Source organism: Burkholderia sp. BCC1644 (genome assembly GCF_902833225.1).
In the GTDB taxonomy this organism is placed as follows: Bacteria; Pseudomonadota; Gammaproteobacteria; order Burkholderiales; family Burkholderiaceae; genus Burkholderia.
Genome location: NZ_CADFEI010000030.1, coordinates 19373 through 31802, shown reverse-complemented (window position 1 = coordinate 31802; position 12430 = coordinate 19373). Strand labels below are relative to the sequence as shown.

Genomic DNA, 12430 nt, shown 5'->3' with positions numbered 1-12430 from the left:
GAAGCGGTCGATTCCGGGCCTTCACTTGATCAATCGCGCTCCTGCGCCAATCCATTCGGGATGGCTCGGACGCGGCATTTCCATTGCCATGCCGAACCGTGCCGACACGCCATCGCGGCGTCAGCGCATCGGTCCGGAGGCGTGCGGCTAAGCAGCTCGCAGTCCGTTCATCGTCTGGATTCCTGGCGGGAATCGAACCGCTCGCCCGATAACGGCGCATTCGATTTCATATAGGAATACGAATTTATTGATTAATTCATCGATGGACGAGTGACGTCCTGGATGAATGTTGTCGATGCATCGGGATACCGAGGGCGGAGCTTGTCCGGCGTCAGCGCGGACATGGGCGCGAAGTCCGGATGGCCGGGCAGTGTCGTGGGGTCGTCGCGTGCTGAAGAACCGGATATTGAGGAGTACATGAAATGAGCGCAATCGAGTTTGTCGACAATGCGTGCCATGCTGGTCCGGGGGCGCAGGATCGGCGTCATGTCGCCGCAGGCGCGGTGGTGCCGGTGATCCTGGCAGGCGGGGCGGGAACGCGGCTGTGGCCGATGTCCCGCGAGCAGCACCCGAAACAACTCACGCATCTGGTCGGCGAGGAAACGCTGCTCGAAGCGACGCTGCGCAGGGTGAGTGGGCTCGGTTCGACATTCGAGCTGGTCGACGCGCAGGTCGTATGCGGCGGCGCGCATCGGCACATCACCGTGCGGCAGCTTGCGGCCAGCGACCTTCGCGCACGCGTGATCGTCGAGCCGGCGCGCCGCGATACGGCGCCCGCGATGACGCTCGCGGCAGCACTCGCGGCGGCCGAGCACGGGGATCCCGTGCTGGTCGTCATGCCGGCCGATCACGCGATCCACGACACGTCAAGCTTCGAGCGCGCGATGGAAACCGCATTGCGCTACGCGCAGCTCGGGTGCATCGCGACGCTCGGTGTCCGGCCGACGCATGCCGATTCCGGGTTCGGCTATCTGCGTACCGGTGTTCCGGTCGCGCTGGACGGTGCCGCCGGCGGCTGCAAGCTCGATGCGTTCGTCGAAAAGCCCGCGCCGGAGATCGCGGCGCAGTACGTCGCGTCGGGTTCGCACTGGTGGAACAGCGGCATTTACGTGGTCCGGGCGAGTGTCTGGCTGCGTGCCATCGAGGCGCTGGCGCCGAACATTCATGCAGCGTGCGTCGCCGCGATTCGCGACGGCCATGCGGATGACGGCTGCTTTCACCCGGCGCCGGAACCGTTCGCCGCGAGCCCGTCCGATTCAATCGACTACGCGGTGATGGAGCGGCTGTCGATGATGGTCGAGCCGCCGGTAGCCGTTGCCGTTCCGCTGGACGCAGGCTGGTCCGATCTCGGGTCGTGGGACGCCGTCTGGGCGGCGCTCGACAAGGACCAGGACGGCAACGCGGGACGTGGACGCGTGATGTTCGAGGATGCCGCTGCGTGCTATGCGCATTCGGAAGGCCGGCTCGTCGCGTGTGTCGGCGTCAGCAACGTGGCGGTGGTGGAGACGCCCGACGCCGTGCTGGTCGTGGACCGGCAGCACGTTCAGGGCGTCAGGTCGCTCGTCTCCCGGATCAAGGCCGAGCAGGGTGCGGAAGCCGAGACGCACCGGCTCGTGCGGCGCCCGTGGGGCTGGTACGACTCGGTCGATCGCGGTGAGCGCTTCCAGGTCAAGCGGATCGTGGTGGATCCCGGCGCGCGGCTGTCCTTGCAGATGCACCACCACCGCGCCGAGCACTGGACCGTCGTGAAAGGCACGGCGACCGTCACGCGCGGCGACGAGCAATTCCTGCTCGGCGAAAACGAATCGACCTATATCCCGATCGGCGTGCGGCACCGGCTTGAAAACCCGGGGCGGTTGCCGCTGGAAATCATCGAAGTGCAGACCGGCAGCTATCTCGGCGAAGACGACATCGTGCGCTTCGACGACGCATACGGGCGCGTTTGACGGCAAATGCGGCGCCGTCGTGCGCCGCCTGGAGAAGAGTCATGTTCGGAGTTCAGTCGATTGTCGCGCGCCTGCTCGATGCACTCGTCGTGGTGCTGGCGGCGGCCGCCGCGTCGCATGTGCGGTTCGACGACGATACGCTCGGCCGGCCGGACGCGATGGTCGTCCCGTTCGTCGCGATGCTGACGCTTGCCGTCTTCCCGGCATTCCAGGTGTACCAGTCGTGGCGCGGGCGGTCCTGGATCGCGATGATCAGCCGCATCAGTGCCGCATGGGTCGCCGTGCAGGCTTGCAACCTCGTGCTTCTGTTCGCGATGCATCGTGTCGATCACGTGTCGCGGCTGTGGTTCGTCTACTGGACGGCGATCGCGGGATGCGGATTCATCGCCATCCGCCTGGTCGCCTACACGATGCTCGCACGCGTCCGGCATGCCGGCCTGAATCTTCGCAAGGTGGCGATCGTCGGTAACGGCGCGCATGCGGTGCGGGTGATCGAAACGCTTGCGCTGTCCCCAGCAAGCGGGTTCCGCCCGGTCGTGCTTCACGATCCCGCGGGACGGTCCAACGGGATCATCCCGGCGATCGCGGATTTCGCCGAGTTCGCCGCGGCCGTGCGTGCCGAAGCCGCGACGGAAATCTGGCTCGCCTTGCCGATCTCCGAGGAACGGACGATTCGGCGCGTACTGAAGACGTTCGGCGACGATCTGATCAACATCCGCTTCATGCCGGACATGTGCAGTATCGCGCTGCTCGGCGGCACGATGATGGATCTCGTCGGCATGCCGGCGATCAACCTCGTGGCGTCGCCGATGTCGCACCGCGCGTTGATGCAGAAGGCGCTGTTCGACCGCGTGTTCGCGGCTGCGGCGCTCGTCGCGCTGACGCCGCTGCTCGGCGTGATCGCGCTGGCGGTCAAGCTGTCGTCGCCGGGCCCCGCGTTGTTTACGCAGTACCGGAAAGGCGCCGATGGCCGGGTGTTCCGGATCTACAAGTTCCGCACGATGCGCGTGCACGCCGAGCAGGCAGGCGTCGTGCACCAGGCCACGCGCGGCGACACGCGCATCACGCGCATCGGCGCGTTCCTGCGTCGCACGAGCCTCGATGAGCTGCCGCAGTTCTTCAACGTGCTGCGCGGCGACATGTCGGTCGTCGGGCCGAGACCGCACGCGATCGAGCACGACGATCTGTACCGGCCGCTCGTCGAGGGCTACATCCATCGTTACCGGATCAAGCCCGGCATTACCGGATGGGCGCAGGTCAACGGCTATCGCGGCGAAACGGATCACCTCGACAAGATGGTCGGCCGCGTGCAGCACGACCTCTATTACCTGCGCAACTGGTCCTTCGGGCTCGACATGAAGATTGTCGCCGCCACGGTGCTGAAGGGCTTCGTTCATCCGAACGCCTACTGAGCCCGGCCATGATCGAACGCATTCTGGTCGTCTGCGACGGCAATGCATGCCGCAGCCCGATGGCGAGCGCGATGCTGGCGCGCGCACTGCCGTCCGTGCAGGTGCGTTGCGCGGGGCTGATCGCGCTGGCCGGGCGGCCGGCCGCGCAGGCCGCAATCGACGTCATGCACGAGCGCGGCTTCGACATTACGTCCCATATCGCGCAACCGGTACATCTCGGCCACGTGCGCGAATCGCAGCTGATTCTCGCGATGACGCTCGTGCAATGCCGCGAGATCGAGCGCCGCTATCCGTTCGCGCGTGGCCGTGTATTCCAGCTCGACCATGCGACGAAGCGCGATATCGCGGACCCCGTCGGCAAGTCGGCGGACGTGTTCGATGCGGTGGCGCGTCATATCGAGCACGCAGTTGCGCACTGGATCGCGCGGATTCCCGCGGCCATCGCAAGGGGAGGCTGCTGATGCGACACCACACCCGACACTTCGCGCTGCTCGTCGGCCTCGCGTGTGCGTCGGCTGCGCACGGTAGCGCGCCGGTGGCGCGCCCCGCGCCGAACGCAGTGCCGAATCCGCCGCGGTGGATCACGGGCCTCGCGGATCCCGCATCACAAACGTCGAATCCCTGGCGCGGTTCGATCGCGAAGCCGGCGGTCGCGTCCGGCGTCGCCGTGCCGTTGGCCGGCAACTATGCGCCACTGCCGATCGAGCGGCAGATGCGTGCGTTGTCGATCGACGCGCTGGGCATGCCGACCGTGCATCGCACGCGCAATGTGCAACGCGTCCCGCTTCGGTCACCCGGCGGGACCGACAGCACGGCGGACGACTGGCCGGGCATGGCGCCGCCCTGGTCCCGCCCGCCATGGTGATTGGCCGGACACCACGGGATGGGGGCGAGACGACTCGCGCCATCACGCAACGCAACGAAAACAGCCGTGAGCAACGCGCCACGGACGGAATGAACGACAGCGCGACATACGAGGCAGCAATGGGTAAATCATTTGACGTGGTATCGACAGGAAGCAGGCGGGGGCGTGCGTTGGCGCCGCTCATGCTGTCCATGTTCCTGACGGGATGCGCTGTCGCGCCCGGCATGCGTATGACCGGTTCGCAGGAGCTGCCGGTGGCCAGCACGCGCAACGGCGAGACGGCTCAGTCGCTCGATGTGCCGATCCGGGAAATCGACGTCAATCTGCTGAAATCGATGCGCGACGACAGCGACGCGGCCGCGAACGTCGACACGCTGCTGCGTGAGCGCGCGAAGGGCGGCTATCGGATCGGTGCCGGCGACGTGCTGCAGATCACGGTGTGGGACCACCCCGAGCTGTCCGCCGCGGCGCCGACGAGCCAGTCGTCGTCGACGCAACGACCGAGCGACCCCGTCAGCGGCTTTGTCGTCGATGAATCCGGCAGCGTGCAGTTTCCGTATGTCGGCACGCTCGCGGTCGCGGGCCGGACGACGACTGAGGTCCGCGATGCATTCCGCGTCGCGCTGACGAAGACGTTCCGCGATCCGCAGGTCACCGTGCGCGTGACGTCGTACCGCAGCCAGCAGGTCTACGTCGAGGGCGAGGTGCGCAATCCGGGCGGCCAGCCGATCAACGACGTGCCGATGACGCTGGTCGAGGCGCTCGATCGCGCAGGCGGCCTTCAGCCGACGGCCGACCGAAGCCGCATCGAGCTGATGCGCGGCGATGAGCATTACGTGCTGAACCTGTCCCAGCTTGTCGCCCGACGGATCGACCCGGCCCGCATCCTGTTGCGCAACCGGGACGTGCTGCGCGTGCAGTCGCGCGAGGACAGCGGTGCATTCGTGATGGGCGAGGTCACGAAGCCGACGCTCGCGCTGCCGCTGCGCGACGGTTCGTTGACGCTTGGCGACGCATTGCAGCAGGCCGGCAGCTTCAACAGCGGCACGGCCGACACTGCGCAGGTCTACGTGATTCGAGGTCGCGGCTCGAGCGCGCCCGACGTGTTCCATCTCGACGCCAAGTCGCCGGTTGCGATGGTGCTCGCGAACGACTTCAGGCTCGCGCCGAAGGACGTCGTCTATGTCGACGGCAACGGCCTCGTCCGGCTCAGCCGCGTGCTGTCGCTGCTGCTGCCCGCCATCAATGCCGGCATGACCGGCGCGCTGGTCGCGAAATGACCCGCCGGAACCCGATAGACACTGGATTTGCCATGACAGACCTTTCCGAAGCACGGCTGTACGACGCGGCGTTGTACGACGAGGCGCCCCTTTCGTCCTACGTCGACATCGTGCTGGCGCGGTGGCGGTTGGTGCTGGGCATCGCGGCCGGCGTGTTCCTGCTGGGGCTGCTGTATGTCGTGTTCGCGACGCCGATCTACCGCGTCGACGCGACGATCCAGGTCAACGAATCGACGGCGGCTGGCAATTCGCCGCTGCACGACATCGCGGCGTTGCTCGACAACGGCAGTACGACCGCCGCCGAACTCGAACTCGTGCGCGCGCGCATGGTGATCGACCAGGTGGTGTCGAAGCAGCATCTCAACGTCATCGCCGAACCGCGCTATTTCCCGCTGATCGGCCGCTGGGTCGCACGTCGCTACCGCGACGACGGCGTGGCGCCGCCGCTGTGGGGGTTGTCGCGATTTGCATGGGGCGGCGAGCGGTTCAACGTCGTCACGTTCGAAACGGTCGGCAAGAAGAGCCACGACGGCATCGACGTGCTGGACGGGCTCTGGTTCACCGTGACCGCCGAAGGCGGCGGTCGCTACGTGCTCCGGAATGAGGATGACGACGTCGTGCTGAAGGGCGCGGTCGGCGTGCCGGCGCACGGGGAGTTCAAGGGGCAGCCGCTGACGCTGCTGGTCGCCGATCTCCAGGCGCGCCCGGGTACGGTACTTCGGCTCAAGCGCATCCCGCAGCTCGAGGCGGTGTCGCAGCTCCAGGACGATCTGACCGTCGAGGAAAAGGCCAAGCAATCGGGCATCCTGTCCGTCACGCTCGAGGGCGACGACAAGGAGCGCATTCGCGAGATCCTGAAAGCCGTGGTCGACGGCTATGTCGCGCAGAACCGGGATTACCGCAGCGAGGAAGCCGCCGCGACGCTGAAATCGCTCGAGGCCAGCATGCCGACGGTCGAGAAGACGCTGAAGGATGCCGAGGAGCGGTACGCGGAGTTTCGTTCGCGTACGCGAACGGTCGATCTCGACGAACAGGGCAAGCTGCTGCTCGGCCAGGAAGTGGACATCGAGACGCGCACGCTCGAACTCAAGCAGAAGCGCGTCGACCTGATCGCGCGATTCGCCGACGGCCATCCGGCCGTGCAGGCCCTCGACGCCAACCTGGCGGAACTGGCGGGCAAGGCGCAGGAACTGAAGGCGCTCGAAGCGAGATTGCCGAGCACGGAGCGGGAAGGGCTCGCGGTGTTGCGCGACGTGCGCGTCAACACCGAGCTCTACACCAACCTGTTGAACACCGCACAGCAGCTCAAGATCGCCAAGCAAAGCGAGATCGGCAACGTGCGGGCCGTCGACGAGCCGGTCCTGCCGGTGAAGCCGGTCAAGCCCAAGCGCCTGCTGCTGGTCGCGCTGTCGCTGTGTCTCGGGATCGCCCTTGGCGTGGCCGCCCCGTTCGCACAGCGGGCGGTGTGGGGGCGTGTCGAACATTCCGAGCATCTCGAGCAGGCGCTGGGCGTGCCGGTGTATGCGGTGGTCCCGCACAGCCGCGAGCAGCGGCGTCTCGTGCGAAGCCAGCAACGTGCGATGCAGGGCGCGCACGTGCTCGCATCGGAAATTCCCGAGGATGTGACCGTCGACGCGATCCGAAGCCTGCGCACGACGCTGCAGTTCACGATGTCCGAGTCGGGGCACCACGTGATCATGGTCACGAGCCCGCAGCCCAATGCGGGCAAATCGTTCCTCTGCGCGAACCTGGCCTCGCTGTTCGCGTCGGGCGGCAAGCGCGTGCTGCTGATCGACGCGGATATCCGCCGCGGCCAGGCACACCGTCACTTCGGGTTGCAGCCGGCGCCGGGCCTGCCCGACGCGATCGCGAGCGGAGCGCTTGAGCGCGGCGTCCAGCGCTCGGCGATCGCCGGCGTCGACGTGCTGGCGCGCGGTGCGGTTGCACGCACGTCGGAGCTGTTCAACGACGGCCGTTTCAAGGTGCTGCTCGACACGGCGTCGCGGCTCTACGACATCGTCATCGTCGATACGGCACCGATCCTCGCGCTGCACGACGCGGCGACCATCGGCCGCCATGGCGCGACGACCCTGCTGTGCGTGCGGCACGGCCGCAGTTCGATGCCGGAGATCCGTGAGGCGGAGCGCCGCCTGCGCAACGCTGGCATCGCGATCAGCGGCGTCGTGCTGAACGACGTGCCGCGGCGCCAGGCCGTCTACGGCGCGTATGGCGAAGGGAAATACGCGTATGAAACCGAGCACTGAGCCCGCGATCCGCGACCTCGCGCTGCGCGCCGCGAACGACCGTGCGTCGTCCGGCGGCGAGCGACTCGGTGCGCGCACCGTGCGCAGCCTGGCGTGGGCGCTGGTGCAGGCATGGGGCGGCAAGCTCGTCACGCTCGTCACGTACCTGCTGGTCGCGCGCTGGCTCGGCCCCTCCGACGTCGGGCTCGCGGCGGCCGTCACGCTGTCGCTGTCGCTGGTCCTGATGATCGCCGAGGGTGGTCTGGGCGACGCGGTGGTGCAGCGCGCGACGCTCCACGACGACGATCTCGAATGGCCGTTCGTGTTTTCGATCGCGATGGCCGTCGTGCTCGCGGCCGTGCTGTTCGCGCTGGCCGGGCACGTCGAGACCTGGCTGGGCGTACCGGGCCTCGCACCGTATTTGCGGGTCGCCTGCGTGTTCGTCCCGATCGGTTCGGCGAGTTCGTTCCAGGAAGGGCTGTACAAGCGGCGACTGGACTTCCGCACGCTGGCGATGCGTCAACTCGTTTCGGTGAGCGTTGCCGGCGCCGTGGCGATCGCACTGGCGGTTTCGGGCGCCGGTGCGTGGAGCCTGATCGCGCAGGCGGCGACTTTCATGACAATGTCCGCGCTCTGGCTCTGGCGCAGACCGGTCTGGCGTCCGCGCGGCCGGCGCGACGCGTCGACCTTCTGGCCCATCGCGCGCTTCGGCGGCCACGTCGTCGCGTCGCGGCTGATCGACTGGTGGGCGACGCGCACCGTGGACCTGATCGTCGTCGCGCTGTACGGCGCGGCCGGGCTGGGCATCTACGCGATCGGCGCGCGGCTCTACCAGACGGCGCTGGAACTGCTGTGCCGCGCCGCGACTGACGTCGCGCTCGCAGTGCTGTCGCGCGTCGCGCACGACGCCGGGAAAATGGCGGCCACCTACCTCGACGTCACGGGGCTGGCTGCGATGGCCGCGGCGCCGCTGTTCGTGCTGATGGCCGTGTTGAGCCGCGACATCACCGTTGTGCTGTTCGGCGCGCGCTGGGCCGACAGCGCCGCGATCATGACGCCGCTGATGGCGCTCGGCGCGATCCAGACGGTCCAGTTCGTCAATGGCGCCTTCCTGTCGGCACGCGGCCGCCCCAACGTCACGATGTGGCTGACGGTCGTCAAGCTCGTGCTGGTGTTGGGCGCGATGCTGTGCCTGCCGTCGCACGACGTCGCCGGGCTGGCGTGGCTGTACGTCGGTGCCGTGCTGTTCATCACGCCGCTCAGCTTCGGCGCCATCGTCGTCGAGCTGTCGGTCGATCCCGGCCGCCTGCTGGGCCGGCTCGTGCCGCCTTATCTGATCGCGCTCGGCTGCGCGCTGCTTGTCTCGCAACTCGGCGCGCACCTCGGCGGCATGCCGGTCATGGTCCGGTTGCCGTTGCTGATCGTCTGTTTCGTCGCCGCGTATGCCGGCGCGACCTGGATGCTGCGTCGTCAGGCCGCGCGGCAGACCGTGTCGATGCTGGTCGCGTTGCGCGATGCGAGGAACGCGGCATGAACGGCCTCGTCCGGCAGGTTCCGCGGCCGCGCGCGTCGTCGTCGGGTGCGGCGGCGATCGGGCCGCATGCCCGCTTCGATCTCGCGGACGCCGTGCTGCTAGTACTGCTGCTGCTGAGCTCGATCCAGTTCCTGAAGATCGGCGGCGCGCAGCTCGGCCAGCTGTTCGCGGTGCTCGTGCTGCCGGTGCTGCTGGTGCGGCGCCGGATCCCCGTCGGCGCATGGGAAATCTGGACCTTCACGCTGTTCGTCGGCGCCGCGCTGTCGACGACGTTCCTGTCCGGCTATCCGCACTTCAAGGCGGCCGAGCAGATCGTGAAATTCGTGTTCGTGATGCCGACGTTCTATCTGATTGGCCGCTACTACGGCGCTCGGGCGCGCCAGCGGCCGCTGCCGTTCGGCTATGTCGCGATCGCGGGATTCCTGGCGTTCCAATATGCGCTGCAGTACTTCGACGTCCCGGTGCTGTACGAGAAAGTCGATTTCATGCAGAACGCGATTCACGGGTCGTTCAAGGAGCGGAACTGGTTTGCCGCGTTCTTCTTCCTGACTGCGTACGCATGTTTCCTGCAGTCGCCGCGCCGCATTCCCGACGTCGTGAAGTTCGTGGTGCTTGCGCTGGTCGTGACGCTGCTGAGCGAATCGAAGACGGTGCTGATCGCATGCGCGATCGTGATCCTGTTCCAGGTGCGCGGCTACTTCTTCGCGAAAGTGCTGACGATGGCCGCCGGGGCCGGGTTCTATCTGTACATGTTCACGCGCGAACTGACCGGCGACCAGTTGCAGGTCCGGTTGCAGCAGGAGCGCGGGCTGGCCTTCACGGAATCGATCAAGCTGGTCGGCCGCGACTGGATCGGTCACGGCTTCGGCTTCGTCGAACACTACTTCTCGCACTCGGCTGTCGCCGTCCGCGGGCTCGGCGAGGGCACGAGCGCCGTCTTCTGCGCGCCGCTTGACCTGATGCTGGTCGCCGGCCCGATCGGACTGCTCGCGTGGGCGGTGTTCTTCGGCGGTCTCGGCCAGGGCCGGCGCGCGATGGTCATGCTGGCGCCGGTCGCCGCCTGGTCGCTGATCAACCCGATGCACCAGAGCGAAACGTCATACCTGTTCATCGGCTTTCTCGCGTCGTTCGCCTTCGCTCCCCGGGCGGCACGCCGGAAAGCCCGCACTGCGCCGCGTATCTTGCGGCCCCGATCCTTTTTCCCGTCCGGGCATATTCGATGAAATTCTCCCTCATCATGGCGACGCTCGGCCGTAGCGACGAGATCGAGCGCATGTTCGACTCGCTGCTGCAGCAGGCCTATGCCGACCTCGAAGTCATCGTCGTCGACCAGAATCCGGACGACCGCGTCGAGCGGATCGTCGACCGGTATCGCGACCGGCTGACGATCGTCCACCTGCGGTCGGAGAAGGGCAAGTCGCGTGCGACGAACGTCGGGTTGAAAGCCGTGACGGGCGACGTGATCGGCTTTCCCGACGACGACTGCTGGTATCGGCCGGGAATGCTCCATGCGGTCGCGGCGCGCCTGTCGGCCGACAGGATGATCGACGGCGTGACGGGCATGAGCGTCGACGCCGCAGGTCGGCCGTCTCAAGGACGATGGGCGACGTCGGCGCAGACCGTGAACCGTTTCAACGTGTGGGTGTGCGCGACGTCGTACACGATCTTCCTGCGCCGGACTGCCGTGACCGCGGCAGGGCAGTTCGACGTCGACCTGGGCGTCGGTGCGACCTCGCGCTGGGGCGCGGGGGAGGAGGTGGACTTTCTGGTCCGCGCGTTGCGGGCCGGCTGCCGGATCGACTACGACCCGCACCTGCGCGTCCATCATCCCGAGCCGCTCGCCGTGCTCGACGAGCACGCCTATGCGCGCGGACGGCGCTACAACCGCGGGTTCGGGCATGTATTGCGCATCAATCGCTATCCGCTCGCGTACGTCCTTTACATGATCGCGCGGCCTGTGGCCGGCTGCGTGCTGTCGTGCGCGCGCCGCAATCCCCGGCGTGCGAAGTACTACTGGATCGCCGCGTCGCATCGGTTGCTCGGCTGGATGGACTGAACGATGAGCACGATCCTCTCCCCGTCGACGGATATCGACGCACGCGCCGGTCGCGCCGGGCGCGCACCCCTGACGGTCTACACCGACACGCGCTGGCCGGTCGGCACCGGCATCTACAACGTGATGGCGGCCTACGCCGAGCGTGCGCCGTCGAGCGTTCGCATCGCCCCGCTGACGGTCGGCGGCGGTGTTGCGCACCCGTTGTCGCCGCTGGCATTGAGCCGGGCGCTGCGGCGGCTGCCGGCCCGCAACGCGGTGTTCTGGAATCCCGGGTTCGTACCGGCCACGTTGCCTGACTTCCCGTCGGTCGTCGTCGTGCACGACCTCACGCATCGCCACTTCTACACGCGCGCGCATCGCTTCTACTACGACACGGTCCTCCGGCCGTTGTACCGGCGGTGCACGGCGATCGTCTGCGTGTCCGAGTTCACGCGCGACGAGTTCCTGCGCTGGTCGGGCATGCCGCCGGAGCGCGTTCACGTGATCCACAACGGTACCGACGATGCGTACCGGCGCAACCGCGACACGCTCGGCTATCCGTTTCCGTACGTGCTGTATCCGGGCAACCGGCGCAACTACAAGAACCTGCACCGGCTGATCGAGGCGTTCGGCGCGAGCGGCCTGTTGCCGCTCGGCGTGCGCCTGATGCTGACCGGCGAACCCGACCCGGCGCTGCTTGCGCATGCCGCGCAGCACCGATGCGCCGACGGGCTCGTGTTCGCGGGGGTACTGCCGAACGACGCGATGCCGAAGCTATACCGGGGCGCACTATTTGTCGCATTCGTGTCGCAGTACGAAGGATTTGGCCTGCCGATCCTCGAAGCGATGGCGTCCGACGTACCCGTGCTGACGTCGATCGTGTCGGCGATGCCGGAAGTGGCGGGCGCCGCCGCGATGCTCGTCGATCCGCTGTCGGTCGTTGACATCGCGGTCGCGATGCGCCGGCTCGGCACGGAGGCCGCATCGCGGGACGCGCTCGTCGCGCGGGGCCGTGAGCAGATCCGCCGGTTCGACTGGAACACATCGGCGAGCAAGTTCTGGCAGCTCGTCGAGCAGGTCGGCGCGTCGGCATGACGCGCACGTCAATCAGCAGA

At 67.4% G+C, this 12430-nt stretch carries 10 protein-coding genes; all 10 read left to right on the top strand.

Features of this window, described 5'->3' with window-relative positions:
• Window positions 1-422: 422 nt before the first annotated feature.
• Window positions 423-1946 carry a mannose-1-phosphate guanylyltransferase/mannose-6-phosphate isomerase gene (locus HWX87_RS35690; RefSeq protein WP_176051520.1) on the top strand — a complete coding sequence of 508 codons (1524 nt, stop codon included), beginning with the start codon at window positions 423-425 and terminating at the stop codon, window positions 1944-1946.
• A 41-nt stretch (window positions 1947-1987) separates the two neighbouring features.
• Window positions 1988-3358 carry an undecaprenyl-phosphate glucose phosphotransferase gene (locus tag HWX87_RS35685; protein ID WP_176051519.1) on the top strand — a complete coding sequence of 457 codons (1371 nt, stop codon included), beginning with the start codon at window positions 1988-1990 and terminating at the stop codon, window positions 3356-3358.
• 8 nt (window positions 3359-3366) lie between these two features.
• On the top strand, window positions 3367-3819 hold the full coding sequence (locus HWX87_RS35680) for a protein tyrosine phosphatase (RefSeq protein WP_176051518.1): 453 nt from the start codon (window positions 3367-3369) through the stop codon (window positions 3817-3819).
• Window positions 3819-4223: a hypothetical protein gene (locus HWX87_RS35675; protein WP_176051517.1), complete on the top strand. Its 405-nt coding sequence runs from the start codon at window positions 3819-3821 to the stop codon at window positions 4221-4223. Before HWX87_RS35680 ends, HWX87_RS35675 begins: the two co-directional genes overlap by 1 nt.
• 230 nt (window positions 4224-4453) lie before the next feature.
• Window positions 4454-5503: a polysaccharide biosynthesis/export family protein gene (locus HWX87_RS35670; protein WP_244137828.1), complete on the top strand. Its 1050-nt coding sequence runs from the start codon at window positions 4454-4456 to the stop codon at window positions 5501-5503.
• Between the two features lie 32 nt (window positions 5504-5535).
• On the top strand, window positions 5536-7767 hold the full coding sequence (locus HWX87_RS35665) for a polysaccharide biosynthesis tyrosine autokinase (protein WP_176051515.1): 2232 nt from the start codon (window positions 5536-5538) through the stop codon (window positions 7765-7767).
• Complete coding sequence (locus tag HWX87_RS35660) at window positions 7751-9280, top strand: lipopolysaccharide biosynthesis protein (protein WP_176051514.1); 1530 nt, start codon at window positions 7751-7753, stop codon at window positions 9278-9280. Before HWX87_RS35665 ends, HWX87_RS35660 begins: the two co-directional genes overlap by 17 nt.
• Complete coding sequence (locus tag HWX87_RS35655) at window positions 9277-10503, top strand: hypothetical protein (RefSeq protein ID WP_244137827.1); 1227 nt, start codon at window positions 9277-9279, stop codon at window positions 10501-10503. Before HWX87_RS35660 ends, HWX87_RS35655 begins: the two co-directional genes overlap by 4 nt.
• On the top strand, window positions 10500-11336 hold the full coding sequence (locus tag HWX87_RS35650) for a glycosyltransferase family 2 protein (RefSeq protein WP_176051513.1): 837 nt from the start codon (window positions 10500-10502) through the stop codon (window positions 11334-11336). Before HWX87_RS35655 ends, HWX87_RS35650 begins: the two co-directional genes overlap by 4 nt.
• Before the next feature lie 3 nt (window positions 11337-11339).
• A complete protein-coding gene (locus HWX87_RS35645) occupies window positions 11340-12410 on the top strand; it encodes a glycosyltransferase family 1 protein (protein WP_176051512.1) in 1071 nt (356 codons plus the stop codon).
• The last annotated feature ends 20 nt before the right edge of the window (window positions 12411-12430 follow it).

Excerpts from the sequence above, each read along its gene's own strand:
- HWX87_RS35650 (WP_176051513.1), top strand. The coding sequence starts at position 10,500 with ATGAAATTCTCCCTCATCATGGCGACGCTCGGCCGTAGCGACGAGATC.
- HWX87_RS35660 (WP_176051514.1), top strand. The coding sequence starts at position 7,751 with ATGAAACCGAGCACTGAGCCCGCGATCCGCGACCTCGCGCTGCGCGCC.
- HWX87_RS35675 (WP_176051517.1), top strand. The coding sequence starts at position 3,819 with ATGCGACACCACACCCGACACTTCGCGCTGCTCGTCGGCCTCGCGTGT.
- HWX87_RS35665 (WP_176051515.1), top strand. The coding sequence starts at position 5,536 with ATGACAGACCTTTCCGAAGCACGGCTGTACGACGCGGCGTTGTACGAC.
- HWX87_RS35685 (WP_176051519.1), top strand. The coding sequence starts at position 1,988 with ATGTTCGGAGTTCAGTCGATTGTCGCGCGCCTGCTCGATGCACTCGTC.
- HWX87_RS35690 (WP_176051520.1), top strand. The coding sequence starts at position 423 with ATGAGCGCAATCGAGTTTGTCGACAATGCGTGCCATGCTGGTCCGGGG.
- HWX87_RS35655 (WP_244137827.1), top strand. The coding sequence starts at position 9,277 with ATGAACGGCCTCGTCCGGCAGGTTCCGCGGCCGCGCGCGTCGTCGTCG.
- HWX87_RS35680 (WP_176051518.1), top strand. The coding sequence starts at position 3,367 with ATGATCGAACGCATTCTGGTCGTCTGCGACGGCAATGCATGCCGCAGC.
- HWX87_RS35670 (WP_244137828.1), top strand. The coding sequence starts at position 4,454 with ATGACCGGTTCGCAGGAGCTGCCGGTGGCCAGCACGCGCAACGGCGAG.
- HWX87_RS35645 (WP_176051512.1), top strand. The coding sequence starts at position 11,340 with ATGAGCACGATCCTCTCCCCGTCGACGGATATCGACGCACGCGCCGGT.